19 protein-coding genes are annotated in these 25,838 nt (G+C 66.5%); 11 read left to right on the top strand and 8 right to left on the bottom strand.

Annotated features, from left to right (window positions below):
• Nucleotides 1-50: 50 nt before the first annotated feature.
• The 4 genes from AXW84_RS09365 to AXW84_RS09350 form a co-directional block, all read right to left on the bottom strand.
• Complete coding sequence (locus tag AXW84_RS09365; protein WP_068231862.1) at nucleotides 51-1,445, bottom strand: FAD-containing oxidoreductase; 1,395 nt, start codon at nucleotides 1,443-1,445, stop codon at nucleotides 51-53.
• A 165-nt stretch (nucleotides 1,446-1,610) separates the two neighbouring features.
• Nucleotides 1,611-2,843, bottom strand: a complete 1,233-nt coding sequence (locus AXW84_RS09360) for an isocitrate dehydrogenase (NADP(+)) (RefSeq protein WP_068231859.1) — start codon at nucleotides 2,841-2,843, stop codon at nucleotides 1,611-1,613.
• Between the two features lie 304 nt (nucleotides 2,844-3,147).
• Entirely contained in the window at nucleotides 3,148-4,719 is a 1,572-nt protein-coding gene (locus tag AXW84_RS09355) for an ABC transporter permease/substrate-binding protein (protein ID WP_068231856.1), read from the bottom strand.
• A 157-nt stretch (nucleotides 4,720-4,876) separates the two neighbouring features.
• Nucleotides 4,877-5,509, bottom strand: coding sequence for a chloramphenicol acetyltransferase (locus AXW84_RS09350; protein ID WP_068231851.1), 633 nt, complete (start codon nucleotides 5,507-5,509; stop codon nucleotides 4,877-4,879).
• A 73-nt stretch (nucleotides 5,510-5,582) separates the two neighbouring features.
• Between AXW84_RS09350 and AXW84_RS09345 the strand changes: the two genes are divergently transcribed.
• Nucleotides 5,583-6,278: an HAD family hydrolase gene (locus AXW84_RS09345; protein ID WP_068231848.1), complete on the top strand. Its 696-nt coding sequence runs from the start codon at nucleotides 5,583-5,585 to the stop codon at nucleotides 6,276-6,278.
• Between the two features lie 183 nt (nucleotides 6,279-6,461).
• On the opposite strand, the gene AXW84_RS09340 is transcribed toward AXW84_RS09345, so the two are convergent.
• Together AXW84_RS09340 and AXW84_RS09335 are read right to left on the bottom strand one after the other, a co-directional pair.
• A complete protein-coding gene (locus tag AXW84_RS09340) occupies nucleotides 6,462-7,433 on the bottom strand; it encodes an ABC transporter ATP-binding protein (RefSeq protein WP_071891146.1) in 972 nt (323 codons plus the stop codon).
• Nucleotides 7,434-7,562: 129 nt separating this feature from the next.
• Nucleotides 7,563-9,764, bottom strand: coding sequence for an RCC1 domain-containing protein (locus AXW84_RS09335; RefSeq protein ID WP_162268254.1), 2,202 nt, complete (start codon nucleotides 9,762-9,764; stop codon nucleotides 7,563-7,565).
• A 346-nt stretch (nucleotides 9,765-10,110) separates the two neighbouring features.
• Here AXW84_RS09335 and AXW84_RS09330 point away from each other — a divergent pair, with 346 nt between their 5' ends.
• From AXW84_RS09330 to trmB, 9 genes are all read left to right on the top strand, one after another.
• Nucleotides 10,111-11,097, top strand: a complete 987-nt coding sequence (locus AXW84_RS09330; RefSeq protein ID WP_068231841.1) for an aldo/keto reductase — start codon at nucleotides 10,111-10,113, stop codon at nucleotides 11,095-11,097.
• 388 nt (nucleotides 11,098-11,485) lie between these two features.
• Nucleotides 11,486-14,764 carry a tetratricopeptide repeat protein gene (locus AXW84_RS09325; RefSeq protein ID WP_071891143.1) on the top strand — a complete coding sequence of 1,093 codons (3,279 nt, stop codon included), beginning with the start codon at nucleotides 11,486-11,488 and terminating at the stop codon, nucleotides 14,762-14,764.
• A 184-nt stretch (nucleotides 14,765-14,948) separates the two neighbouring features.
• Nucleotides 14,949-16,661 (top strand): TonB-dependent receptor, encoded by a 1,713-nt coding sequence (locus tag AXW84_RS09320; RefSeq protein WP_068231837.1) that lies wholly within the window; start codon nucleotides 14,949-14,951, stop codon nucleotides 16,659-16,661.
• 125 nt (nucleotides 16,662-16,786) lie between these two features.
• Nucleotides 16,787-17,965, top strand: coding sequence for an SPOR domain-containing protein (locus AXW84_RS09315; RefSeq protein ID WP_068231832.1), 1,179 nt, complete (start codon nucleotides 16,787-16,789; stop codon nucleotides 17,963-17,965).
• Between the two features lie 15 nt (nucleotides 17,966-17,980).
• Nucleotides 17,981-18,688 carry a MotA/TolQ/ExbB proton channel family protein gene (locus tag AXW84_RS09310; RefSeq protein WP_068231829.1) on the top strand — a complete coding sequence of 236 codons (708 nt, stop codon included), beginning with the start codon at nucleotides 17,981-17,983 and terminating at the stop codon, nucleotides 18,686-18,688.
• Between the two features lie 124 nt (nucleotides 18,689-18,812).
• Nucleotides 18,813-19,229, top strand: coding sequence for an ExbD/TolR family protein (locus AXW84_RS09305; RefSeq protein ID WP_068231826.1), 417 nt, complete (start codon nucleotides 18,813-18,815; stop codon nucleotides 19,227-19,229).
• Nucleotides 19,230-19,349: 120 nt separating this feature from the next.
• Entirely contained in the window at nucleotides 19,350-20,264 is a 915-nt protein-coding gene (locus AXW84_RS09300; protein WP_068231823.1) for a hypothetical protein, read from the top strand.
• A 74-nt stretch (nucleotides 20,265-20,338) separates the two neighbouring features.
• Nucleotides 20,339-21,652 carry a bifunctional folylpolyglutamate synthase/dihydrofolate synthase gene (locus AXW84_RS09295; protein WP_068239157.1) on the top strand — a complete coding sequence of 438 codons (1,314 nt, stop codon included), beginning with the start codon at nucleotides 20,339-20,341 and terminating at the stop codon, nucleotides 21,650-21,652.
• 116 nt (nucleotides 21,653-21,768) lie between these two features.
• Nucleotides 21,769-22,434, top strand: coding sequence for a tRNA (guanosine(46)-N7)-methyltransferase TrmB (gene trmB / locus AXW84_RS09290; protein WP_068231820.1), 666 nt, complete (start codon nucleotides 21,769-21,771; stop codon nucleotides 22,432-22,434).
• A gap of 159 nt (nucleotides 22,435-22,593) precedes the next feature.
• Here the strand turns inward: trmB and AXW84_RS23965 are convergent, their stop codons facing one another.
• A complete protein-coding gene (locus tag AXW84_RS23965) occupies nucleotides 22,594-23,436 on the bottom strand; it encodes a redoxin domain-containing protein (RefSeq protein ID WP_082773797.1) in 843 nt (280 codons plus the stop codon).
• A gap of 212 nt (nucleotides 23,437-23,648) precedes the next feature.
• Nucleotides 23,649-24,293, bottom strand: coding sequence for a hypothetical protein (locus AXW84_RS09280; RefSeq protein ID WP_068231812.1), 645 nt, complete (start codon nucleotides 24,291-24,293; stop codon nucleotides 23,649-23,651).
• A 257-nt stretch (nucleotides 24,294-24,550) separates the two neighbouring features.
• Between AXW84_RS09280 and mnmA the strand changes: the two genes are divergently transcribed.
• A complete protein-coding gene (mnmA, locus tag AXW84_RS09275; protein WP_071891141.1) occupies nucleotides 24,551-25,711 on the top strand; it encodes a tRNA 2-thiouridine(34) synthase MnmA in 1,161 nt (386 codons plus the stop codon).
• Nucleotides 25,712-25,838 lie beyond the last annotated feature (127 nt).

The raw sequence follows: 25,838 nt of genomic DNA, 5'->3' as shown, positions 1-25,838 counted from the left end.
TACAGATATGCATCCTGCGTTGGGGGCCGTCCACCGGGGCCCCGGGAGGGCTACTTTTCGGAGGCCGCGGCCAGCGGTTTTAGCTCGCCGAATACCGTCGGAATCAACTCGGCCACGGTGGGGTGGATGAAGACGTTGCGGCGCATGAAGGCGGCGGTTTGCCGGGCGTACATGGCCGTGACGATGCAGTGGATGGCCTCGTCGCCGCCCACGCCCACAATGCTGGCCCCCAAAATCTGGTCGGTTTCGGCGTGCACCAGCACTTTGATAAAGCCCTGGGTTTCGCCTTTTTCCACGGCCCGGCCCACCTTGGTCATAGGGCGCTTGCCCACCAGGGCGGGCGTACCGGCGGCGCGCACTTCGGCTTCCGTGAGGCCGACCTTGGCGAAGGGCGGGTCGACGTAGATGGCCGACGCGGGCAGCCGGTCGCTCACGCGGCGCGGGTCGTGGTCGAGTAGGTTGGCGGCCACAATTTCGAAGTCGTTGTAGGCCGTGTGCGTGAAGGCGCCGCGGCCGTTGCAGTCGCCCAGGGCCCAAATGCCGGGCACGGCCGTTTGCAGCTGCTCATCGACCGGAATGAAGCCGCGGGCGTCGGCGCGCAGGCCGGCTTTCTCCAGGCCCAGGTCGTCGGTGTTGGGCTGGCGGCCCATGGCCAGCAGCAGGTGCGAGCCCCGGGCCGGAGAGGCGTCGTTTTCGCAATTCACCTGCACCACGGGCTGCCCGTCTTCCTGGCCCAAGCTGATGCACTCGGCCCCGAGGCGCAGCGTAATGCCTTCATTGGCAAGGATGTCGTGCACGGCGGTGGCCACGTCCTCGTCGTCGTGCGGGAGCAGGCGCGGGTTGCGCTCCACGATGGTGACCTGCGCGCCCAGCCGCCGGAACAGCTGCCCAAATTCCAGCCCCACGGCCCCCGCGCCCACAATGATGAGGTGCGTCGGCAGTTCCTTCAGCGCCAAAATAGTGCTGCTGGTGAGGTGCGGCACCTGCCCGATGCCGGGCAGCGGCGGGCTGACCGGCCGGCCCCCCACGTTCAAAAAAATGTGTTTGGCCTCCAGCACGTCGTCGCCCACCTGCATGGCGGTGGCCGACGCAAACCGCGCGGTGCCCCGGAACACCGTGCAGCCGGGCAGGTGCGTCAGCCAGTTCTCGATTCCATCACGCGAGGCCGCCACAATGGCGTCTTTGCGGGCCTGCACCGGGCCCAGGTCCACGGCGAAGTCGCCCACCGGCGGCAGGCCGTAGGCCGCGGCCTGGCGCCGGGTGTGCGCAGCCTTGGCACTGGCAATGAGGGCCTTGGTGGGCGTGCACCCGGTATTGACGCAGGTGCCGCCGAAGTCCTGGCGCTCCACGAGGGCCACCGTCCAGCCCGCGGCCGTGAGCCGGCCAGCCAGCGACGGGCCCGCCTGGCCGGCCCCAATAATCAGCGCATCGAAGGAATGATTCATGAGCAACGTGCTTGGATGAGCAAGGACAACAGACGGCCCGCGGGTTCGGGCCGACGGGCTTCGCAAGGTAGAAAATTGCGCGCCGGGGCCCCAGCCGCGCCGGGGCCCCACAAAAAAGCCCACCCGGTTGTACCGGGCGGGCTTTTTCAACAAAAAACGAACGGGCTATTTGGCCAGCTTCGCTTGCAGGTTCTCGTTCAGCGCTTCCAGGAATTCCTCGGTGTAGAGGTAGTCGCGGCCGTGCTGCACCTTGTTGCCGTGGATGCAAACGGCGAGGTCCTTGGTCATTTTGCCGCTTTCCACGGTCTCCACGCACACGGCCTCCAGGGCTTTGCAGAAGTCGATGAGCTCCTGGTTGCCGTCCAGGATACCGCGGAACTCCAGGCCGCGCGTCCAGGCGAAGATGCTGGCAATGGGGTTCGTGGAGGTCGGTTTGCCGTGCTGGTGGTCGCGGAAGTGGCGCGTCACGGTGCCGTGGGCGGCCTCGGCCTCCATGGTTTTGCCGTCGGGCGTCACCAGCACCGAGGTCATCAGGCCCAGCGAGCCGAAGCCCTGGGCCACGGTGTCGCTCTGCACGTCGCCGTCGTAGTTTTTGCAGGCCCACACAAAGTTGCCGTGCCACTTCAGGGCCGAGGCCACCATGTCGTCGATCAGCCGGTGCTCGTAGGTGATGCCGGCGGCCTGGAACTTGGCGGTGTAGTCCTGCGCGTAAATCTCCTGGAAGATGTCCTTGAAGCGGCCGTCGTACTTCTTGAGAATCGTGTTTTTGGTGCTCAGGTACAGCGGCCAGCCCTTCATCAGGGCCTGGTTGAAGCAGGCGTGGGCAAAGCCCCGGATGCTCTCGTCGGTGTTGTACATGGCCAGGGCCACGCCGTCGCTCTTGAAGTTAAACACCTCGAACGACTGGGTTTCGCCGCCGTCTTCGGGCTCGAAGGTGATGGTGAGCTTGCCCTTGCCCTTGGTGAGGAAGTCGGTGGCGCGGTACTGGTCGCCGAAGGCGTGGCGGCCGATGCAGATGGGGGCCGTCCAGTTGGGCACCAGGCGGGGCACGTTGCCCATCACGATGGGCTCGCGGAACACGGTGCCGTCGAGGATGTTGCGGATGGTGCCGTTCGGCGACTTCCACATCTGCTTGAGGTTGAACTCCTTCACCCGGTCCTCGTCGGGCGTGATGGTGGCGCACTTGATGCCCACGCCGTACTGCTTGATGGCGTGGGCCGCGTCGATGGTCACCTGGTCATTGGTCTCGTCGCGGTACTCGATGCCCAGGTCGTAGTACTTGATGTCCAGGTCCAGGTACGGGGTAATGAGCTTGTCCTTAATGAATTTCCAGATGATGCGCGTCATCTCGTCGCCGTCAAGCTCGACGACGGGGTTGGCTACTTTAATTTTGGTCATTGCCTTGGGAATGGGGCTGTAGAGGTGGGAGAATGGGGCCCCAGACGGGCCCCGGCAGCGCGGGAAACCGCGCCGCTGGCAAGTGTCGGCTAGGTTCCCCGCGCCAATATTAACCAAGGTTCGGCGCCAACAAATAACCGCGGCCATCGGCTACTGCCCCACCAGGGGGCCCCAGAGCAGTTTTTAGAACAGCGTGCAGCGTGCGGAAGGTGCGTAAAACGGAGTAGTACTCCGTTCGGCGGTCGCACGGCAACGGAGTGCCACTCCGTTTTACAGCGCGAGGTTCACCAGCTCAAAAACTGCCCTACCGCCGCAGGTAGCCGCCCAAATCCGAGATGCTGGCGATGCCCAGGGCCCCGGCCTGCTGCTGGCGCATCAGCAGGCAGTAGGCGTTGTTGAAGCCCAGCGGGGCGCGCCACTCCAGCCCGTAGCGGCGCTGAAATTCGGCCTGCACGTACTGGAACACCGCCGCCGGCCGGCCGCCCAGCGAATCGAGGGCCCGGGGCGAGGGCTGGAGCAGCACTTGCAGGCCGGTGCCGGTGTACTCGGGGTAAAGGTCGATTTCGCCCCCGCGCAGCGCCTCGAAGCAGATGGTGGTGCCGCCCAGGCCGGTTTTGGTAGCCACCCCCAGGTCGGTGTTGCCGCGGATGAGGGCGGCGTACATCTCCACCAAAATGTACTGCTCGGCGAAAATCTTCGAGCCCAGGCGCACCACCGGGGCCCCGGGCGGCAGCGGGCGCGGCGTTTTCCAGAGGCCCTGGCGGCGCAGCCAGGCCAGGGCCACGGCCTGCGGCTCGCGGTGCAGAAAATCGACCTGGTAGTTCAGGTTCGTCATGGCCGAGTCGGAAAGCTGGCCGCTGAGCTGGTCGAGCACGGGGCCCAGCTCGGGGTGCGCGCGCAGCAGGGCGGGGCGCACCACGGGCGCGGCGAAGTAGGGCGGCAGGGCGTGGCGGTCGTCGCGCAGCACGCGCAGGCCGTAGGCCCGGATGCGCCCGTCGGTCGAGTAGCCGTCGATGACGTCCACGTTCGCGGCGCGGGCGGCCTCGTACACCAGCGCCGGGGCCAGCACCACGTTGGGCAGGCGCACCAGGCCGTAGGCGTGGGTGAGGCCCGGCAGGCAGTCGGCCCGCCCGATGAACTCCGGGCTGAAGCCCGCCCGCAGCCGGCCCGCGGCCTGGGGCAGCCAGTAGCCGGCGGCCAGCACCGGCAGGGCCAGCAGCAGGGCCCCGCCCACCGCCCGCAGCCGCCGCGCCGAAAGCTTCTCCAGGGCCCCCAGGCCGGCGTCGAAGGCCAGGGCCAGGGCAGCAGCCGGAATGGCGCCGGCCAAAATCATGGCCGGGTTGTTCAGGGCAATGCCGCCGAAGATGAACTCGCCCAGGCCGCCGGCCGCCACGTAGGCCGCCAGCGTGGCCACCCCCACGTTGATGACGGTGGCCGTGCGGATGCCGGCCATCAGCACGGGCAGGGCCAGGGGCAGTTCCACGCGCCGCAGAATCTGGCCATCGGTAAAGCCCAGGCCCCGGGCGGCCTCCACCACGGCCGGGGGCACGCCCTGCACCCCGGCCACCGTGTTGCGGATGATGGGCAGCAGCGAGTACAGCAGCAGCGCCAGGATGGCCGGAGCCGCCCCGATGCCCATCAGCGGAATCAGGAAGCCGAGCAGGGCGATGCTGGGCACGGTTTGGAGCACGCCGGCCGCGCCCAGCACTGCCGGGGCCCAGCGCGGCCGCCGCGTGAGCCACAGGCCCACGGGCACCCCCACGGCCACGCCCAGCAGCAGCGCCGCCGCCGTGAGGGCCACGTGCTGCAAGGTTTGCTGGCCCAGCTTGCCGGCTTGTTCGTGCCAGAAAGCGAAGAGTTCAGTGAGGGTGTGCATGGGCGGGGGTGGATGGGTGAATGGGGTTGTTTAAGGGACTGTCAGGCCGTCATGCTGAGCGCAGCCGAAGCATCTCTCCCGCTCACTACTCCTGATTACTGCTGCGGGAGAGATGCTTCGGCTGCGCTCAGCATGACGTTCAATTATTTCTCCCCACTCACCCACCGCCCAGCCGCTGCTGGAAGGCATCCAGAAACTGCCCCACGTGGTAGCCGTCGGCCAGGGCGTGGTGCACGTTCACGGCCACGGCCATGCGCAGGCCAGCGCCGTGCGCGTAGGCCTGGCCGAAGGAAAGCTTCGGGCAGCTGTCGGGGTGCTGGAAGCTGCGGGCGTGGGTGAGGCCCGTGAAGCGCGCCCACGGCACGGCCGAGCAGTGCAGCACGTCGGGCCGGCCGGTGCGCTCGGTCAGGTTGAGGCCGCGGGTGGCCTGCACGGCCGCAATTTCAAGCTGGGCCCCGGCCACGAAATCGGCCAGGCCCGGCTGCTGCTCGATGAAGGAAAAGCCGAACGTGTGGTCGGGCCGGCCGATGGTGGCCGAGGCGTGCACCCGGTCGTAGGCCACCACCTGGCCCGGCTCGATGCGGTGCCGAAACTCGGGCACCGCGTTGGCGGCCTCCACGGCGTGGTAGAGGTAGTAGAGGAAAAACGACACGCCGAGGCGCTTGGCTTCGGCGCGGGCGGCGGTGACGTCCACGTCGGCCACCAGCCCAAAAAACGGCTCGTCAAACCTCGAAAAGAACTCAAAATGCTCGCGGCGGGGCCAGGTGGCCAGGTCAATCGGCTGCTTCATGGGGCGCAAGTTCGGTACTTTTGGGCCCTGGCTGGCCCGTGGGGGCCGGTTTGCTTGCTCACGCTCCTGCTATATGCCCCGGCCCCAGCTCATTGCCTTCGATGCCGACGACACGCTCTGGCCCAACCAGCCGCACTTCGACCACGTGGAATCCCAGCTGGCGGCGATATTGGTCCGGTGCGGCGCGGCCGACGCCATCGGGGCCCAGCTCTACGCCGTGCAACGCGCCAACATGCACCTGTTCGGCTACGGCGCCAAGTCGTTGATGCTGACCATGATTGAAACGGCTATCCAGCTCACCGACGGGGCCGTGACGGGGCGCGAGATTCAGCAGCTGCTCGACCTTGGCAAGCGCCTGCTCGACTTTCCCATCGAGCCGCTGCCCGGCGTGCTAGAAGTATTGGGCGAGCTACGGCGGCGTGGCGAGCGGCTGATGGTGCTCACCAAGGGCGACTTGTTCGACCAGGAAAGCAAGCTGGCGCGCTCGGGCCTGGGCGATTTTTTCGACCACGTGGAGATTGTGAGCGAGAAGGACGAGGCCACCTACCGGCGCATTTTGGCGCGGCACGGCGTGGCCCCGGCCGATTTCCTGATGATTGGCAACTCCCTCAAGTCCGATATTCTGCCGGTGCTGGCCCTGGGGGCCCCCGCCATCCACGTGCCCTACCACACCACCTGGATCCACGAGGAAGTGCCCGCCGAGCGCCTGGCCGGCCTCAACTTCCACCGCGCCGAGGACCTAACGGACGTGCTGGCTTACTTGGCCTAGCTGTTTAGGAAGTCAAAAGAACGTCATGCTGAGCGCAGCCGAAGCATCTCTCCCGCAGCAGTAATCAGGATTTGTGAAGCAGTAGAGATGCTTCGACTCCGCTCCGCTGCGCTCAGCATGACCGTTTTAGCAATTTAACGGCCTTTTTAGCCGCAAAAGCCTGCTGCCCGCCGCCCGCCCGGGCTACCCCAAGGCCCGCCCGAAGGCGGCCAGCAGCTGCCCCAGCGTGAGGGGCTGCGGGGCCCCGGCGATGCCCAGGTGGCCAGTACCGGTGTCGCCGAGCAGCGCCACAGCGGCCTGCACGCTGGCGGTACCGGGCAGGGTAGGGGCCCCGGCGGGCGCCGCCTGGCCGTCATATTCCACGAAGGGTAGCACCTCGCCTAGTGTCGTCACGCGCATTTGCAGGGCCAGGCGCTCGGCCTGGAAGAAGCTGCGCACGAAGTCGTTGGCCGGATGGAATAGCAACTCGCGTGGGGGCCCCAGCTGCTGAATTTTGCCGTGGTTGAGCAGCATGATGCGGTCGGCCAGCTCGAAGGCCTCGGTTACGTCGTGGGTCACGAGCACCACGGTTTTGCGGCGCAGCTCGTCCAGCTCGCGGAAGTCGCGGCGCACGGCGGCGCGGGTGATGGGGTCGAGGGCCCCGAAGGGCTCGTCGAGCAGAATCACCGGCGGGTCGGCGGCCAGGGCCCGGGCCAGGCCCACGCGCTGCTGCTGCCCGCCCGAGAGCTGCGCCGGCAGCATGGCGGCAAACCGGGCGGCGGGCAGGTGCAGGCGCTCGAGCAGCGCGGTGGTGCGGGCGGCGGTTTCGGCGGGCGGGCGGCCCAGCAGGCCGGGCACCACGCCAACGTTCTGGGCCACGGTATAATGCGGCAGCAGCCCCACCTGCTGAATGACGTAGCCAATGCCGCGCCGCAGCGCCTCGGGGGCCTGCTGGCGCACGTCGCGCCCGTTGATTTCGATGGTGCCGCCGTCGGGCTCGATCAGGCGGTTGAGGGTTTTGAGGAGCGTGGTTTTGCCGCAGCCGCTGGGGCCCAGTAGCACCAGCGTTTCGCCCGCGGCCACCTCAAACGAAAGATCAACCACCACCACCTGGGCCCCGAAGCGCTTGGTGAGGTGCGAGACGCGGATGACGGGCAGGGACGGGATATCGGGCATGAGCAGGCGGCAAGATACGGCGGCCCGGTGGGGCCCCGGCCCGCATCGGCCGGGCTCATACCGCGCCACCCAAAAAAAGCCCCTGCCAGCGAGGGCAGGGGCGTAGCAAATGCGCAACCGGCTAGGTCGTTATTCTACCACCAGGCGCTGGGTACGGGTGGTGCCGCCGGCCGTGGCTTGCAGCAGGTAGAGGCCGGGGGCGAGGCCATCGAGCGCCACGGCGGGCCCGGCGGCAGTGCGCACCAGCCGGCCCTGCGCGTCAAATAACTGCACGGCGGCTTTACCGCTTAAGCCCCGCAGCAGCACTTGGCCGTGGGCGGGGTTGGGGGCCAGGTGCCAGCCGGCGGCGGCGCTGGCGGGCGCCGTGGCCAGGGCCGTGCCGGCGAACGGAATGTAAATGGGCAAAGGGTTGGCCACGGTGCCGTTGCCGAGCTGGCCGTAGTCGTTGCTGCCCCACGTCCAGAGCGTGCCGTCGGCGCGCAGGGCGGCGGTTTGGCTGCCGCCGGCCGCGGCGCTTTGCCAGCTGGCCCCGCCGATGACGGCTTCGGGCAAGCCGCTGGCCGCAGTGGTGCCGTTGCCAAGCTGCCCTTCGTAATTGTAGCCCCAGGCCCAGAGGGAGCCGTCGGCGCGCACCGCCAGCGAGAGCAAAGCGGCGGCGCTTGTGCTGCGCCAGTTGGCGTCGGGCCCCACTTGCACGGGCGCCAACTGGTCGCCGTAGAAGAAGCTCCCGAGTTGGTTGTAGTCGTTGTTGCCCCAGGCCCAGAGCGTGCCGTCGGCGCGCACGGCTAGGCTGTGGTACTGGCCCGCCGCTGCACTCTGCCAAGCGGCGGTGCCCACCTGCACGGGGACGCGTTGAGTAGTGGCGGTGCCATTGCCGAGTTGGCCATTGTCATTGTTGCCCCAGGCCCACAAGGTGCCGTCGGTGCGCAGAGCCAGGCTATGCAACGAGCCGGCCGCCACGCTCTGCCAGTTCGTGGCGGTGCCCACTTGCGTGGGAGTGGGCGCGGAGGCCGCCGTACCGTTGCCGAGTTGGCCGTCGAAGTTGGAGCCCCAGGCCCACAGGGTACCGTCGGCGCGCACGGCCACCGTGTGGAACTGGCCGGCAGCTACGCTTAGCCAGGCGGCGGTGCCCACTTGCACCGGGGCGCTCTGGCTGGTGGTAGTGCCCAGGCCCAGTTCATTGTCGAAGTTGGCGCCCCAGGCCCACAAGGTGCCGTTGGTGCGCAGGGCCAGCGTGTGGTGGTCGCCGGCTACTACGCGCTGCCAATCCGTGGCCGTGCCAATTTGGCCGGGGGTAGCGCGGTCCACGGTCGTGCCCAGGCCCAGTTCGCCGTTGTAGTTGTAGCCCCAGCTCCAGAGGGTGCCGTCGGCGCGCACGGCCGCCGTGTGGTAGTAGCCGGCGGCAACGCTGCGCCACGTGCTGGGCAGGGCCACCGGCGCCGGCGCGTAGTGGAGCTCCGCCCCGTTGCCGAGCCGGCCAGCGCCGTTGTTGCCCCAGGTCCAGAGGGTGCCGTCGGCGCGCAGGGCCACCGCGTGGGTGTAGCCGGCGGCCACGGCTTGCCACGCCGCGCCGCGGCCCACCTGCACGGGCAGCGGCTGGGCGGTGGTGTTGCCGGTGCCGAGCTGGCCGTAATAATTTTGGCCCCAGGCCCAGAGGGTGCCGTCCGTACGCACCGCGGTGGCGTAGTTCTGGCCCAAGGCCGCGCTTTGCCAGTTAGTGGCGGTGCCCACTTGCGTGGGCGCAACCACGGGCGTCCCGGGCGTGGTGCCGGTGCCGAGCTGGCCCGAGTAATTATTGCCCCAGGCCCAGAGGGTGCCGTCGGTGCGCACGGCCAGGATGTTGTTTGTGCCGGCGCTGGCCTGCTTCCACGTGGCCGTGCCCACCTGTACGGGGGCGAGCAAGTTGACGCTCGTGCCGTCGGTGTTGCTGCCCCAAGTCCAGAGGGTGCCGTCGGTGCGGATGGCCACCGCGAGCCGGTAGCCGGCCGCCACGCTCTGCCAAGTGGTGGCGGTGCCCACCTGCACCGGGGCGCTTTGGTCGGTGGTATTGCCAGTTCCCAACTGGCCGTTGGTATTGAGGCCCCAGGCCCAGAGGGTGCCGTCGGTGCGCACGGCCAGGACGTAAAACGAGCCCGCGCTGACGCTTTTCCAGTTCGTGTCGGAGCCCACCTGCACCGGGGCGGGCTGGTTGCCCAAGTTGTTCCGGCCGAGCTGGCCGTAGTAATCTTCGCCCCAGGCCCAGAGCGTGCCGTCGGGCTGGATGGAATAGGTGTTGTTGCTGCCAGCGGCGATGCGCTGGGCGTGGGCCGGGTCCCCCCAACGCAGCAGCAAAAACAAAAGCAAAGCGAGCAAAGCCCCCGGACGCGCGGAAAAAACAACCATAAAATCAACGTAATAGATGCGACAGAAATAGCAGTAAGAAGCGCCCCCGCGGCAAAGAGGGCCTACTTCGGGCATAAGATAAAGTAGTTCGGCGGCGCCCCAATGCCAGCTAATGCCCGCCGGGCCCCGAAGCGCTTGCGGAGGCGGGCAACGCGGCAGACGGACAAGGACGGGGGGCGGGCACCAAGAATCGAACGGCAGCGGCCAAAGTACGTTAACGGGGCCACACGCGGGGCCCCAGTCCGGGCCGCGCGGCTTTCACACTGCCATTTTCCTTCCTCCTTTCCCTTTCCTTATGCACCACCGCACCCTCGGCAAAACCGGCTTCTCTGTTTCTGAAATCAGCCTCGGCACCTGGCAGGTAGGCGGCAAGTGGGGCGAACCCTTTTCCGACGCCACCGCCGACGCCATCCTCGACGCCGCAGCCGATGCTGGTGTTAATTTCATCGACACGGCCGACGTGTACGGCGACGGGGCCAGCGAGGCCGCCGTGGGCCGGCTGGTGCGCCGCCGGTCCGAGCGCATTTTCGTGGCCACCAAGTGCGGCCGCCGCCTCCAGCCCCATACCAACGAAGCCTACCAGCCCGCCGCCCTGCGCGGCTTCGTGGAGGACAGCCTGCGCAACACCGGCCTCGACGCCCTCGACCTGGTGCAGCTGCACTGCCCGCCCACCGACGTGTTCTACCGCCCCGAAATCTTCGAGCTGTTCGATAAGCTGCGCGAAGAAGGCAAAGTGCAAAACCTGGGCGTGAGCGTGGAGCGGGTGGAGGAAGGCCTCAAGGCCCTGGAATACCCCAACGTGGCCACGCTGCAAGTCATCTTCAACCTGTTTCGCCAGCGCCCGGCCGAGCTGCTCTTTCCGGAAGCCAAGCGCCGCGACGTGGGCATCATCGTGCGGGTGCCGCTGGCCAGCGGCTTGCTCACGGGCAAGTTTGGGCCCCAGACCGAGTTTGCCCCCGACGACCACCGCCATTTCAACCGCGACGGCGCGGCCTTCGACAAGGGCGAAACCTTCGCCGGCGTGGACTACGCCACCGGCCTGGCCGCCGTGGAGGAGCTGAAGGCCGTGTTTCCCGGCGAGGGGGCCTTGGCCGCGGCGGCCTTGCGCTGGGTGCTGATGTTCGACGAAGTGAGCTGCGTGATTCCGGGGGCCTCGCGCCCCGCCCAGCTCGAAAGCAACCTGCGCGCCGCCGACCTGCCACCCCTGGAAATCGGCCAAATGGCCGCCGTGCGCGACGTGTACCAGCGCCGCATCCGGCCGCTGGTGCACCAGCTGTGGTAGGGCATTGGAATAATTATGAATTAAAAATTATGAATTAGAAATTAGGCGGTGGCCTAAAGTGGGGTGGTTCGGCGAATTTTTCCGTCGTCGGACCACGCTAGTGAGGTCTTAAAACCGCTATTTTTTAGTGCGAGTGATCCGACGAAGCCTTGCGGGCAATTCGCCGGACCACCTCATTTTAAACCACCGCTCAACTATGAATTAGAAATTAAAAGGGCAGGAGAACCTACTGCTGCGCTTTTAATTCATAATTTCTAATTCATAATTTTTAATTATTCCCGGCGTTGGCCTGGGGCCCGAAAAGGCCCGCCGGGGCCTTGCGCACCATTTTTGTCTACTTTTGATGCCTCCCGGGCCCCTCGCGGCCCCTTCACGCTACCATTTCCCGATGAAGCTATTTCCCCGGCTGGCGCTGGCCGCCACGCTCACGGCGGCGGCCCCGGCGGCCGCCCTGGCCCAGCAAACCCAGGTGTTTGCCAGCGACGAGCGGTTTTTCCAGGAAGGGCTCGAGCTGTTCGACCGCCAGCAGTACGGGGCCGCCCAGGTGGCCTTCCAGCAGTACCTGGACGTGGAGCCGCGCCGCACCGGCCGCCAGGAGCCCCTGGCCCGCGACCGCACCGCCGACGCCGAGTACTACTACGCCGTGAGCGGCCTCTACCTGCTGCACCCCGACGCCGAGGGCCTCGTGCTGGCCTTCGTGGCCGCCCACCCGGCCCACCCGCGCGCCGCGGTGGCCTACTTCGAGCTGGGCAAGTTCTACTTCGACCAGCAGAACTACCCGCAGGCCATTGCCTACTTCCAGAAGGTGGCCCCCGCCAACCTCAGCGATGGGCAGCGGGCCGAGTCCGATTTTAAGCTGGCCTACAGCCACTTCCAGCAGAAGGACTACGACCAGGCCCGTCTGCTGTTCGACCGCAGCAAGCAGGCCCAGGGGCCCTACCGCTACGCCAGCGCCTACTACGCCGGCTACCTCGGCTACCGCGCCGGGGCCTACGCCGCCGCCCGCGCCGACCTGGCCGTGGCCGAGCAAAACGACGATTACAAGCCCGTGGTGCCGGCCATCATGACGCAGATTTACTACAAGGAAGGCGACTACGACGGCCTGATTGCCTACGCCGCGCCCCGCCTGCGCCAAACCCCGCCGCCTCAGAACGCCAACGAAATCCAGCTGCTGGTGGGCGACGCCTACTACCAGAAAACGGACTACAAGCAGGCCGTGGGCTACTACGACCAGTACGCGGCCGCCCGCAAAAACAAGATTGAGCCGGCACTGCAATACAAAATCGGCTTCGCCAACTACAAAACCGGCGACTACAAAGGCGCCATCACCAACCTGCGCGCCGTGGCCGCCCACCGCGACACGCTGGGCCAGAACGCCGCCTACCACTTGGGCCTGAGCTACCTGCAAGCCGGCCAGAAGCCCCAGGCCGTCACGGCCTTCGAGGCCGCCCGCCAGGGCCCCGTGCAGAAGGACGTGGCCGAAAACGCCACCCTCAAGCTCGCCCAGGTGCAGGCCGAGCTGGGCAACCAGGCCGAAGTGGTGGCCGTGCTCCGGGACTTCCGCCGCAAGTTCCCGCGCTCGGCCAACCAGGCCACCGTGGACGACTTGCTGAGCAGCGGCTTTCTGGCCTCCACCGACTACGCTGCGGCCATCGACTACCTCGAAGGCCTCGACGACCGGGGCCCCAAACTGAACGCCACCTACCAGCGCGTGACCTACGCCCAGGCCGCCACGCTTTACAACGCCGGGCAGTACGACCCGGCGCTGGCACTGCTGGACAAGTCGCTCAAGTACCCGTCGGACGATGCGCTGCGGGCCGCCGCGCAGGTGCTGCGGGGCGAGGTTTACAGCGTGGGCCAGCGCTACCCCGAGGCCGCCACGGCCTACGCCGCTGCGGCCCGCACCGTGCGCCAGGGCGGCGTGTCGCCCGACGAAGTGGCCTTCGAGCAGCGCGCCCGCTACGGCCTCGGCTACGCCTACTATAATACGAAGCAGTACGCCCAGGCCCGGCCCCAGTTCCAGGCCTACCTGGCGGCCGACGACGCCAGCAAAACCCGCGACGCCAATTACTACGACGCCACCCTGCGCCTGGCCGACCTCAGCTACGTGGCCAAAAGCTACGCGCCCGCGCTGGCCGGCTACGACAAGGTGATTCAGGCCAACGCCTCCGACAAAGACTACGCCTACTACCAAAAGGGCGTGACGCTGGGCCAGATGGGCCGCCGCGCCGAGGCCGACCAAACCTTGGCCACGCTGCTGCGCACGAGCCCTAACTCGCGCTACGCCGAGCAGGCCGCCTTCCAGCAGGCGCAGCTGGCGTTTGAGGCCGGCGACTACCAGCCGGCGGTGGACGGCTTCACGAAGCTCATCACCGGCCGGCCCAGCAGCCCGCTCGTGCCCCAGGCCCTGCAAAAGCGCGGCGTGGCCTACGCCAACCTGCAAAAGCAGGACGCCGCCGTGGCCGATTTCCGCCGCGTGCTGACAGACTTCCCGCGCTCGGATGCCGCTAACCAGGCCATCTACAGCTTGCAGGAAAGCCTGGCCGCGCAGGGCAAAACGGAGGACTTCGATGGGGCCTTGGCCGCCTTTAAGGCCCAGAACCCCGACAGCAAGGCCACCGAAAGCGTGGAGCTGGAGGCGGCCAAGTCGCTGTACCTGGCCGAGAAGTACCCCCAGGCCATCCAGCGCCTGGAAGGCTTCCTCAAGCAGTACCCCGACAATGCCCTGGGCGCCAACGCCCGCTACTACCTGGCCGACTCGTACCTGAAAACCGGCAACAAGGCCGAGGCCCTGCCGCGCCTGCGCGCCGTGGTGACGGAGAACAAGAGCGAGTTCGTGAACCGGGCCCTGGGCCGCGCCGCCGACCTCGACCTCGAAACCCAGAACTACCCCGAGGCCATCGAGTACTACACCCGGCTGCGCACGGCCAGCACCAACCGCCGCGAGGTGGCCAACGCCACCCTGGGCCTGCTGAAGGCCGAGTACGAAAGCGCCGACTACCCCGCCACCCGCCGCGTGGCCGAGGAGCTGCGCACCCAGGCCGGGGCCCCCGCCAGCGCCACCAACGCCGCGCTGCTCTACCTGGGCAAGGCCAGCTACCGCACCGGGGCCCTCGACCAGGCTGCCACCGAGCTGGCCGCCACCGTGGCCGCCGCGCCGGGCGACGCGGTCGGGGCCGAGGCCAACTACCTGCTGGCCGACACCCAGTTCAAGCAAAAGCAGTACGACGAGGCCCTGAAAACGGCCCTGCGCAACAACAGCGACTTCGGCAACTTCGAGCTGTGGCAGGGCCGGGCCTTCCTGCTGGTGGCCGACGTGTACGCCGCCCAGGGCGACAACTTCCAGGCCCGCGGCACGCTCAATTCCATCATCGACAACAAATTCCCGGTGCCCGAAATCGTGGCCGGCGCCCGCGAAAAGCTAGCCGCCCTGGGCCCCGACGATGCCGCCGCCCCGATCAAAGCCACTCCCGCCCGGCCCACCAAAGCCGCGCCCGCCAAGCCCGCGCCGGCCCCCGCCAAGGGCGCTGCGACGGCCCCGCGCAGCCAGCCGACCGCGCCCCGCAGCGGCTTGGCGCCGGCCACGACCCCGGCCGCCGGGGCCCCCGCCGACACGTTGCGCCGCGCCGCGCCAGCCCCCGACAGCACCAAGTCAATTAAAAATTAAGAATTATAAATTAAAAACCAGGACCGTCACGCCAGCACTCACCCAGCAATTCTGCTCTGTGAAACTCCGTGAACTCTGTGCGAAACCGGCCGCTGGGGCCCTAAAAACGCAAATCGGGACCGCTCAATTTTTAATTTTTAATTCATCATTTTTAATTGAAAACTCTCTGCTTATCTCCTTACTAATGAAGTATATTATAACCCAGCATTCACGCCGCACAATAGGAGCGGGGCTGCTGCTGGCCGGGGCCCTGCCCGCTTTGGCCCAGGCCCAGCCCACTAAGCCCCGCAAGGGCGGCACCATTCAGGAGGCGGAGATTGAGATTGTGAAGGACCGCGTGAACGAGCTGGGCACGGCCCCCCGCAACTTCGACAAAATTGCGGTGCCTGCCTCGCCCAAAACCACGGCGGCCCCGGCCTACACTTTCCCCGATTTCCGGCTGCCGCCCGACCGCCTCGTTCCCTCGGTGCAGGTGCTCACCATCAAGCAGGAGGAGCTGGCGCCGCTCACCGGCAACTACCTCAAGGCGGGCATCGGCAACTACGGCACCTTCTACGGCCGGGCCTACCTGCACAGCGCCCGCAGCACCGACCACAGCTACGGCCTCGACCTCAAGCACATCAACTCGCTGACCGGGCCCATAGACGGCAAGAACTCGGGCGTGTCGCAAACCAGCGCCGCTCTAACCGGCGAGATTTACCGCGGCAACGCGGCCTTCGGCGGGGCCCTGGACGTGAGCCGCGAGCGGTACAACTTCTATGGCTATACCGGCCCGGCCACCTCGCCGGTGCCCCAGCCCACGCCCGATGTCGGCGACCTCAAGCAGGTGTTTACGCGCTTCGGGGCCCGGGCCTACGCCCGCAACCAGGCCCCCAGCGCCCCGCTGCAATACGAACTGGGCGTGGGCTACAAGTACTGGAACGACCACTTCTCGGCCTCTGAAAGTAACGTGCTGCTGAACGCCAAGCTGGGCTATGCCCTGAGCGAGACAAGCCGCTTCGTGCTGAACGGCGACGCCTCGTTCATCACCGATAAGGACTCGGCCACCCGCTCGCGCAACTTCGTGCAGGTGACGCCGGCCTACGAGGTGAAGCGCGACCGCCTGAACCTGGCCCTGGGCCTCACCCTGGGCTACTCCTCCGACCTGCTCAACGGCGTGAGCCGCGGGGCCGTGTACCCGGCCATCCGGGTGGGCTACGCCGTGGTGCCCGAGCAGTTCACCGTGTATGGGGGCCTGGGCGGGGCCATCCAGCGCGTGACGCGCAACGACATCACCGCCGAAAACCCCTGGCTGAACCGCAACGTGTACGTAGCCGACACCCGCCGGGGCCCCACCGTGTACGCGGGCTTCACCGCCGCCCCGGCGCGTGGCCTGGAGCTGAACGGCCGCCTGACCTTCAGCCGCGACAAGAACCTGTACTTCTACCTCAGCGACCCGTTGCACCAGGACAAGTTCAACCTGGTGTACGACGACGAGGGCACCACCAACGTAAACCTGCACGCCGAGGCGCTGTACGGCACGGGCGAAAAGTACCGCGTGGGGGCCCGGGCCGACTACAACCACTACGGCACCCGGGCGCTGGCCCAGCCCTACGGCCGGCCCGAGTTCCAGGCCACCGTGTTCGGCACCTACAACGTGTCGGACAAGCTGCTGCTGGGCGTCGAAACCTACTTCTACTCGGCCAGCTACAGCGTCAGCTACGTCAACCAGGTGCCCGATTTTTACCGCGCCACGTCGCCGATTTACGACCTCAACCTGCGCGCCGATTACCGCGTTACGTCAAATTTATCCATCTTTGCAATGGGTAATAACCTCGCCAACCGTCAATACCAGCGGTTTTACCGCTACCCCGTCAAGGGGATTAACATCATCGGCGGGGTGACTTACACGTTTTAAAGATTTAATTGTTGCTGGTTGAATTGTTGATTGTTAAGCGCTTACTTGCCGGGTTAATACCCCGCGCCGGGAAGCTCCATTGAACAGCCAACCCTTGCACCAGCCGCAATCCAACGCCACTCTCTATGCACCTCGCCGACCACATCCGCCCCCTGCTCCGCGACCACGACTGCGTGATTATTCCGGATTTTGGGGGACTGGTGGCCGATGCCGTACCGGCCCGGGTGCAGGCCAACCGCCATGCCGTGAGCCCGCCGGCCCGCCTGGTGGCCTTCAACCAAGCCCTGACCCGCAACGATGGCCTGCTCGTGGACGCCCTGGCCCAGCACCTGGGCGTGCCCGCCGCGCAGGCCCGGGAGGCCCTGCGCACCGCCGTGGCCGGCTTGCAGCACGACCTGGACGCCACCAGCCGCACCGAGCTGCCGGGCATCGGCGTGTTTCGCCGCGCCGCCGGCCGCGGCCTCTCGTTCGAGTACACCGGCACCGATACGCTGCTGCCGGCCGCCTACGGCTTGCCCGAGCTGGCGGCCCGGCCCGTGCGCGCCGCGGCCCGCACCGGGGCCCGCGCCCCGCAGGCGCTGCCCGCGCCGCGGCTGCACCCGGCCCGGCCCACCCGCCGCCGCGTATTCAGCTACGCGGCCATCGGCTTGGTGGCTGGGCTCTTGGTGTCGGCCAACTACTTGTTTGCCCTGCACAGCGGCTACATGCCCGTGGCCTGGCAGAGCCGCCTGCCACTGTGGGCCGATGCCCGCCCCGCCACGCCGGGGCCCCAGCAGGCCGGCCTGGCCCGCCAAACCTGGAACCCGGTGCCCGTAGCTACGGCTCCCGTGGCTACTGCACCCACTGAGGAGGACCCCAGCTTAATGGCCGAAGCCAATGAACTGGCCTCGACCCCTGCGAACCCAGTGCTGGCGCCCGCCGCAAAGACGGTGGCCAAGCCCGCGACCATTACCAAAACCGCCACGCCCGTGGCCAAGCCAACAGCAGCCATTGCCAAGCCGGCTGCGAGGGGAGCAACCAAAGCTGCCCCCGCCGCCGCAGTGTTCAGCCCCACAATTAATGCGCCTACGGGCCGTTATTACATCGTGGGCGGCAGCTTCCGCACGCTGGCGGCGGCGCAGGTGCAGCGGCAGGTGCTGGCCAAACTGGGCCACCGCTCGCGCGTGGTGCTGCCCCGGTTCAGCGGCCATAAAATCAAAGTTTCCATCGACGACTACGCCGACAAGCGGACGGCCGAGCGCGAGGCGCAGCGCATGCGCACCCAAACCCACCTGGGGAAAGACCTCTGGGTGCTGGCTAATTAAAGCTACTTCCTACGAATGTCCATTCTCCTGTTACAGGTTACCAACGCGGCGGTTTCGGCCGCCCCCGATTCCGTAAACGCAGCCGTGAATGCCGCCAACCAAGCCGGCGGTGGGCTCTCGCTCATCGATTTGATTCTGAAGGGCGGCTGGATCATGCTGCCCTTGTTCATTTTGCTGTTCGTTTCGGTCTACATCATCTTGGAGCGCTACCTCACCATCCGCAAGGCCGGGGGGCAGCCCGAGTCGTTCATGAACGGCATCCGGGCCCTAATGGTGAAGAGCGACGTCCAGGGCGCCAAGCTGCTGTGCGCCCAAAACCCCTCGCCGCTGGCCCGCATGGTCGAGAAAGGCCTGCGCCGCCTGGGCCTGCCGCTCACCGAAATCGAAGCCAGCGTGGAAAACGTGGGCAAGATTGAAATTGCCCGCCTCGAAAAGAACATCAACATCCTGGGCATCATTGCCGGCATTGCGCCCATGCTGGGCTTCGTAGGCACAATCATCGGCGTGATCAAGATTTTCTACGCCATCAACGCCACCGGTGACTTCGGCATCGCCCAGATTGCCGGGGGCCTCTACACCAAGATGGTAACCTCGGCCGCGGGCCTCATCGTGGGCATCATCGCCCACGCCGGCTACCACTGGCTTAGCATCCTGGTCGAGCGCATGGTGTTCCGCATGGAGAACTCAGCCATCGAGTTCATGGATATTTTGCAGGATAACTAATTTTAAATGTGGAAATTCAAGAATGTGAAAATGTGATGAATGGCAGTTGATTCTAGTTAGAAAAAGCGGCCATTCCGATTAGGGTATTTTTTCATTTCCACATCATCATTTTTCCACATTTACCTTGAACCTTTCCCGCCGCCATCGCCTGACCTCACACGTCGAAACGGGGTCGATGAACGACATCATGTTTTTCCTGATGCTGTTCTTCCTCATCGTTAGCACGATGGTGAACCCGAACGTTATCAAGCTGCTGCTGCCCAACGCCAAAAGCAGCAAGCAGGTGATGAAGCAGCCCATTACCGTGTCCGTAGATGCCGCGGGGGCCTACTTCGTCAACAAAAAGCCTGTGCAGCCCACCGAGTTGGAAACGGAGCTGACGGCCCTCATCGGCAAGAACAACCTCGACACGCCCACGGTGGTACTGCGCGTCGATGCCTCGCAAAACGTGCAGAAGCTGGTGGATATTCTTGAAATCGGGAACCGTTTGAAGATCAAAATGGTGATGGCCACCCAGGCCCAGCAGGCCGCTGGGAAATAGCTTGGCTTTAGCTGTTTGCTAACAGCTTTTAGCACTTAGCTTTCGTTTCAAGAACAGTAACCTTCTCGGTAAACCACAAAAGCTAACAGCTGACAGCTAGTAGCTAACAGCTCAAATGCAATGGCCCTCGACTATCCCGAACAGCACCGCCGCGAGGCTCTGATTGGTACCGTGGCCATCCACGTGGCCCTAGTCCTGTTTTGCCTGTTCACCGTATTTAGGGGCCCCAACCCGCCGCTCGACGAGATTGCCACGCCCGGCGGGGGCGGCGTTGAGCTGAACTACGGCGTGGACGCGGCTGGCAGCGGCGACGTGCAAACCACGGCCACCGCCAACGCCTCGCCCAACCGCCAGGACAGCCGCCCGCCCGCCGCCGCGCCCGAACCCCGGCCCGTAACGGCCGTGGCCCAAGCCACGCCCACGCCCCCGGCCGCCGAAAAAATCATCACCAGCGACGCCGAGGAGAGCCCCGTGACGGCCCCCGTGGTGGCCACGCCCGCGCCGCCTAAGGAGGAAGTGAAGGAAGTGCCCAAGCCGGCCCGTAAGGTGGCCGTTACGTTCTCGCCCAAGGGCACGGCCACGGGCGGCGGCAACGGTGTGAACGGCAGCAGCACCGCGCCCACCGGCAACAACAACGGCGACCGCCCCGGCACCGTGGGGGACCAAGGCGACCCGCGTGGCTCGCTGAACGCCAAGGCGCTGTACGGCGGCGGCGATGGTGACGGCGGCGGCTCGGGCGGCGGCAGTGGCCGGGGCCGTGGCAACGGCAGCGGCGACGGCCTGGAAATGAGCGGCTGGGCCGCGGCGGCGGTGCCCAAGGTGGCCGCCGTGGACGATAACTCGGGCATCGTGCGTTTCAAGATTAAGATTGACGAGAATGGGGAGGTGGAAGGCGTCACCAAGGTGTCGGGCAACGTGTCGCCGGCCCAGGAAAAGCTGTGCCGCGACGCCCTGCAAAACGCCAGCTTCCGGCGCACCAACAACGGCACCGGCGGGGCCACGGGCTTCTACACGTTCAAGATTTCAGTTCAATAAATAGCTGGGGCCCCGGGCGCAATTGCTTTGGCTGCTCGCCAGCCGCGCTGCCTGACGCCTTGGTAGTAACCCCCATGAACTACGACGAAACACTGACTTTTCTCTACGCACAACTGCCCATGTACCAGCGGGTAGGGGCGGCGGGCTTCAAGAAAGGCTTGGGTAACACCGAAGCCATAATGGCAGCCATGGGCCACCCGGAGCGGCGCTTCCGCAGCGTGCACGTGGCGGGCACCAACGGCAAGGGCAGCAGCTCGCACTTGGTGGCGGCGGTGCTGCAAAGCGCCGGCTACAAGGTGGGCCTCTACACCTCGCCGCACCTGCGCGCCTTCACCGAGCGGGTGCGCCTGAACGGGCAGGAGCTGTCTCCCGATTACCTGGTGGCCTGGGTGGAAAAGTGGCGCGGCCTGTTTGCTGATGTGCAGCCCTCGTTTTTTGAAATGTGTGTGGCCCTGGCCTTCTGCTACTTCGCCGACGAAGCCGTGGACGTGGCCATGGTGGAGGTGGGCCTGGGCGGCCGGCTCGATTCCACGAACGTCATCACGCCGCTCGTGTCGCTCATCACCAACATCAGCTACGACCACCAAGCGATGCTGGGCAACACACTGCCCGAAATTGCGGGCGAGAAAGCGGGCATCATCAAGCCCGGCGTGCCGGTGGTCGTCAGCCAAACGCAGCCCGAAGTAGCGGCCGTGTTCGCGGCCAAAGCCGCTGCCGAAGCCGCGCCCCTCACCTGGGCTGACCAGCGCTACCGGGCCCACCCGGTGCCTACCACGGAAGCCGACGCCCCCGCCGGCACCCAGCTGTTCGACGTGGAACGCGCCGGGGCCCCATTCCTGCTCGATGCCGCCGTGGGTCTGCTCGGCGACTACCAGGCCCTGAACCTGCCCGGCGTGCTAGCCGTGCTCGACGAGCTGCGGGCCCAGGGCTTTGTGCTGCCCGAGGCCGCCGTGCGCCGGGGCCTGCGCGACGTGGGGCCCCTCACTGGCCTGCGCGGGCGGTGGAGCATTCTGGGCCACGCGCCGCTGGCGGTGGCCGACACGGGCCACAACGAGGCCGGCCTGCGCCTGGTGATGCAGCAGCTGCTGCGCGTGCCGCACGAGCGGCTGCACCTAGTCATCGGCACGGTGAACGACAAGGACGTGGGGCCCGTGCTGGCGCTGTTGCCGCCCGACGCCACATATTATTTTTGCCAAGCCGACATCCCCCGGGCTCTGCCGGCCGATGAGCTGGCGGCCCGTGCCGCGGCCGTGGGGCTGGCCGGCCAAGCCTACGGTCCGGTGGCCGCCGCGGTAGCCGCCGCCCGCGCTGCCGCGGGCCCCGCCGATGTGGTGTTCATTGGCGGCAGCACCTTCGTAGTGGCGGAGGTGCCGGAACTGTACCACTAGCCAACTGAACAACTGTAGCGTGGACTTCAACCAAAGGTCAGCGAAGCTAAAGTCCACGCTACAGTTGTTCAGTTGGCTCTATAACTTTCATTCGTTCCTTCGCTTACTTCCCTGCTTTGCCCCGCGTCAAACTCCACCGCTTTGCTGATAACGCTACCCGCCCCGACGTCATAGAGCCGGGCAAGCCCGAATTCGAAACCCTGGGGGGCCGCTGGCGGGCCGATTTTTTCCATAACGACCACCCGCTGACCCTGGAAATGGGCTGCGGCAAGGGCGAGTACACGGTAGGCTTGGCGCAGCGCCATCCGCAGCGCAATTTCCTGGGCCTCGACATCAAGGGCGAGCGGCTGTGGTCGGGCAGCACGCGGGCCGCTGCCCTGGGCCTGGCCAACGTGGGCTTCGTGCGGGCCCGGGCCGAAGCCCTAACGGCGCAGTTCAGTACCGGCGAGCTGAGCGAAATCTGGATTACGTTTCCGGACCCGCGGCCGCGCGACCGCGACATCAAGCGCCGCCTCACTTCGCCGCGCTTCCTGAACCAGTACCACGAGCTGCTGGCCCCTGGGGCCCCACTGCACCTCAAAACCGACAACGACGGCCTGTTTGACTACACCTTGGAAATCCTAGCCGCCCGGCCGGGCGCGGCGGTGGACGTGCAAACCCGCGACTTGTACGCCGAAGAGGGCCCCGGCTTTGCCGAAGCCCAGGCCATCCAAACCAACTTTGAGGGCAAGTACCGGGCGGTGGGCGTGCCCATTAAGTACCTGCGGTTCCGGCTGAGCTAGGGCCCCGGGCGGTCTGGCCTGCGGCCCTAGCTCAGCCGGCTGCTCACCAGGTTTAAGATGTACGCTGCCACTGCTCGGACCCCGGGGCCCCAACGCCGGGGCCCCAACGCCGGCGCTCCGGCGCGCTGCTCACCAGCCGGAGCGCTGGCCAAAGCCACCCTACAAGTTTTGAAGGATGGCTTTGGCGTTGACTACGTGGTCGGTGGCGTCGGTAAGCGAATTGAACACGTAGCGCACGCGCCCTTCGCCGTCGAGCACGTAGGTGACGCGGCCCGGGAGCAGGCCCAACGCGGCGCGGGGCACGGCATACTTGCGGCGCAGCTGCCCGCCGTTGTCGCTGAGGAGCGGAAACGGCAGGTCGTACTTGGCCGTGAACTGGCGGTGCGAGCGTTCGGAATCCGAGCTGATGCCGATGACCTCCGCACCCAGCGCCGCAAAGTCCTCGTACTGGTCGCGGAACGAGCAGGCCTCTTTGGTGCAGCCCGACGAGCCGTCTTTGGGGTAGAAGTACAGCACCACGGGGTGGCCGCGGTGCTCGCTGAGCTTGAAGGTGGTGCCGGCGGTGGTCGGCAAGTCGAAGTCCGGCGCCAAGTCGCCCACGCGCAGGGCCCGGTCGAGGCCGTCGGCCAAAATCGGCCGCAGGTGCACGTTGAGCTGGGGCTGGTTGGGGCCCAGCGGCAGGGTAAGGTCTTCGCAGCCGCCGTAGCCCGCCACCAGGGTATTGGGGGTGCGGGCGGGCAGCTCTAATGTAAAGTTGCCCGCCGCGTCGGTGCTGACCACTTGGTTCGTGCCCTTTACCAGCAACGTGGCCCCCGGCAAGGGGTTGCCCTCGGGGTCGAACACCCGGCCGGCCAGGCGGTAGGTCTGGGCCTGGACCGGCGCGGGAGAGTACGCGTTTCCCTGCATGGCGAGCAAGGCGGCGGACGGGCGGGTTTTGACGGTTTGCGCCTGCCCGGCGAGGACGGTGCCAAGGACGAGGGCGAAAGTGAGCGAGTGGTTCATGGGGAGCGGAGAGTTGGGCCACCTACGCCCCCGGTGCCGCGGCCAGTTTGCCGCCCCGCCCGCCAGCTCGCCGAACGCCTACTTATTCCCCGCAAAATACTCGAATTACCGGGCGAAGGACGCTCCGCCTTCGGCCAGAAGTAGCGCCCTGCCGGGGGCCGGGGTGCGCAATTTGCCGGCGCAGCTTGGGGCCCCGGGCCCCAGCCGGGGCCCTATTCCACTTCCTCCAGGGCCTCAAAAATCTCTTCCAGGCCGGTGAAATCACGCAGGCCGGGCTTGAGCTCGTCGCCGCCTTGCAGCACCAGGCCGGCCGGGCGCACGCCGTTGAGCAGGCCGGGCAGGTCGGCGGCGGTGAAGTCGCCGCCCAGCCACAGCGGAAACTGCCGGGCCAGGGCCCCCAACTGCTCCTGCCAGCCCACGAGGTCGGCCCCGCTGGGCAGCGTAATCAACACGGCCCCGCCAGTGGGGGCGAAGTCGGCGCTGCGCAGGTCGTGGGCCAGGTCGGGGTCGATGAGGGCCTGGAGGGCGGTGAGCAGGTCGGTTTCGCGCAGCACCGGGAAGGGCAGGGGCTCGTGCAGGCCGGGAATGAAAAAAGGTGCTTCGTGCAGCAGCACCCGGTCGAGGCCGCAGGCGGCGGCCACGGCCACAAGCTGCGCGGGGTCGGCGTCGCCGAATTCACCGATGAGTTCCACACCGGCCACCCAGCCGGCCAGCTCCCGGGCCGTGGCGGGGTCGATGGCGCCGGGCAGCTCGGGGTCGAGGGTGAAGATGAGGCCGTCGGCGCCCATGCCGGCGCAGTAGCGCGCGTCGGATAAATTGTTGATGCCGCGGACGAGGACGGGGATGCGAAGGGCCATGGTTTGGATGTGGGGATGCGGAGGAATGTGGCACATGTGGGAAATGATGCCGGGGCAAAGGTCGCACGGACAAGTTTTCATTTGCCTACACCCTGCACATCTGCCGCATTTCCCCACATTCTTCACGTCGGCTGCACGCACTTACATTCTTCACATTCCCACATTCACCCACATTCTTCACATCTTACTATCCGCCGTACCTTTGCGTTTCGGACGGCAGCCAAACCATTCACCTTTCGGGTGCTGTTCAGAACCAAATGGAAAACAACCCCAAAGGCCGCGTTCTCGTGGCCATGAGCGGTGGCATCGACTCGTCGGTGGCCGCCGTGCTCCTGCACGAGCAGGGCTACGAAGTGGTCGGCATGACCATGAAAACCTGGGACTACGCCTCGGCGGGCGGGTCGAAAAAAGAAACCGGCTGCTGCTCGCTCGACAGCATCAACGACGCCCGGCAGATTGCCGTGGACCTGGGCTTCCCGCACTACATCATCGACATCCGCGACGAGTTCGGCGATTTTGTCATCAACAACTTCACCGACGAGTACCTGGCCGGGCGCACGCCCAACCCCTGCGTGCTTTGCAACACCCACATCAAGTGGGACGCGCTGCTGCGCCGGGCCGACCAGCTCGGTTGCCAGTTCATCGCCACCGGCCACTACGCCCAGGTGCGGCAAGATGCCGACACTGGTCGCTTCGTGGTGAGCAAAGGCCTCGACGACCACAAGGACCAGAGCTACGCGCTGTGGGGCGTGAGCCAGGCCAGCCTGAGCCGCACGCTGTTTCCGCTGGGCCAGATGCGCAAAACCGCGATTTACGACGAGGCCCGCCGCCGCGGCTTCACCGCCCTGGTAAACAAGCCCGAGAGCTACGAAATCTGCTTCATCCCCGACAACGACTACCGGGGCTTCCTGCGCCGGCGCGTGCCGGGCCTGGAGGCGCGCGTGGCCGGTGGCCGCTTCGTGGACAAAAACGGCGCCGAACTGGGCCGCCACGAGGGCTACCCGTTCTACACCATTGGGCAGCGCAAGGGGCTGGGCATCGCGCTGGGCTTCCCGGCCTACGTAACGGAAATCCGGCCCGATACCAACGAAGTGGTGCTGGGCAACTACGACGATTTGGCCAGCACGGCCACCGTGGTGGGCCAGCTCAACCCCGGCAAGTACGCCACCCTGGAGGGGCGCGGCCTGGTGCCGGCCGTGGTGAAAGTGCGCTACAACCACGACGGGGCCCCGGCGTTTTTGGAGGAAGTGGGCGGCAAAATCCACGTCTATTTTGAGGAGCCTGTGCACGCCGTCACCCCGGGCCAGGCGGCCGTGTTCTACGAAGGCGACGACGTGCTGGGCGGCGGCTGGATCGAGCGCCACGTTATTGGCGAGGCGCCCCTGCCGTTTGCCCGGATGGAAGTGCCGGTGGCGTAGGGCCCCCAGCGGGCTACTGGCGGGCATGCTTTAAGATGATGCCAGGATAAAATAAGATTATTGGCGGGTTGCGGAAGAATTCTACGGGTCTTCGGCGGCCCGCCAATAACTTGCCGGTTGTTCCCGT

The sequence above is a fragment of the Hymenobacter sp. PAMC 26628 genome (assembly GCF_001562275.1).
In the GTDB taxonomy this organism is placed as follows: Bacteria; Bacteroidota; Bacteroidia; order Cytophagales; family Hymenobacteraceae; genus Hymenobacter.
This window is presented reverse-complemented; position numbering and strand designations above follow the sequence as displayed.

Excerpts from the sequence above, each read along its gene's own strand:
- AXW84_RS09365 (WP_068231862.1), bottom strand. The coding sequence starts at position 1,445 with ATGAATCATTCCTTCGATGCGCTGATTATTGGGGCCGGCCAGGCGGGC.
- AXW84_RS09360 (WP_068231859.1), bottom strand. The coding sequence starts at position 2,843 with ATGACCAAAATTAAAGTAGCCAACCCCGTCGTCGAGCTTGACGGCGAC.
- AXW84_RS09355 (WP_068231856.1), bottom strand. The coding sequence starts at position 4,719 with ATGCACACCCTCACTGAACTCTTCGCTTTCTGGCACGAACAAGCCGGC.
- AXW84_RS09350 (WP_068231851.1), bottom strand. The coding sequence starts at position 5,509 with ATGAAGCAGCCGATTGACCTGGCCACCTGGCCCCGCCGCGAGCATTTT.
- AXW84_RS09345 (WP_068231848.1), top strand. The coding sequence starts at position 5,583 with ATGCCCCGGCCCCAGCTCATTGCCTTCGATGCCGACGACACGCTCTGG.
- AXW84_RS09340 (WP_071891146.1), bottom strand. The coding sequence starts at position 7,433 with ATGCCCGATATCCCGTCCCTGCCCGTCATCCGCGTCTCGCACCTCACC.
- AXW84_RS09330 (WP_068231841.1), top strand. The coding sequence starts at position 10,111 with ATGCACCACCGCACCCTCGGCAAAACCGGCTTCTCTGTTTCTGAAATC.
- AXW84_RS09325 (WP_071891143.1), top strand. The coding sequence starts at position 11,486 with ATGAAGCTATTTCCCCGGCTGGCGCTGGCCGCCACGCTCACGGCGGCG.
- AXW84_RS09320 (WP_068231837.1), top strand. The coding sequence starts at position 14,949 with ATGAAGTATATTATAACCCAGCATTCACGCCGCACAATAGGAGCGGGG.
- AXW84_RS09315 (WP_068231832.1), top strand. The coding sequence starts at position 16,787 with ATGCACCTCGCCGACCACATCCGCCCCCTGCTCCGCGACCACGACTGC.
- AXW84_RS09310 (WP_068231829.1), top strand. The coding sequence starts at position 17,981 with ATGTCCATTCTCCTGTTACAGGTTACCAACGCGGCGGTTTCGGCCGCC.
- AXW84_RS09300 (WP_068231823.1), top strand. The coding sequence starts at position 19,350 with ATGGCCCTCGACTATCCCGAACAGCACCGCCGCGAGGCTCTGATTGGT.
- AXW84_RS09295 (WP_068239157.1), top strand. The coding sequence starts at position 20,339 with ATGAACTACGACGAAACACTGACTTTTCTCTACGCACAACTGCCCATG.
- AXW84_RS23965 (WP_082773797.1), bottom strand. The coding sequence starts at position 23,436 with ATGAACCACTCGCTCACTTTCGCCCTCGTCCTTGGCACCGTCCTCGCC.
- AXW84_RS09280 (WP_068231812.1), bottom strand. The coding sequence starts at position 24,293 with ATGGCCCTTCGCATCCCCGTCCTCGTCCGCGGCATCAACAATTTATCC.
- mnmA (WP_071891141.1), top strand. The coding sequence starts at position 24,551 with ATGGAAAACAACCCCAAAGGCCGCGTTCTCGTGGCCATGAGCGGTGGC.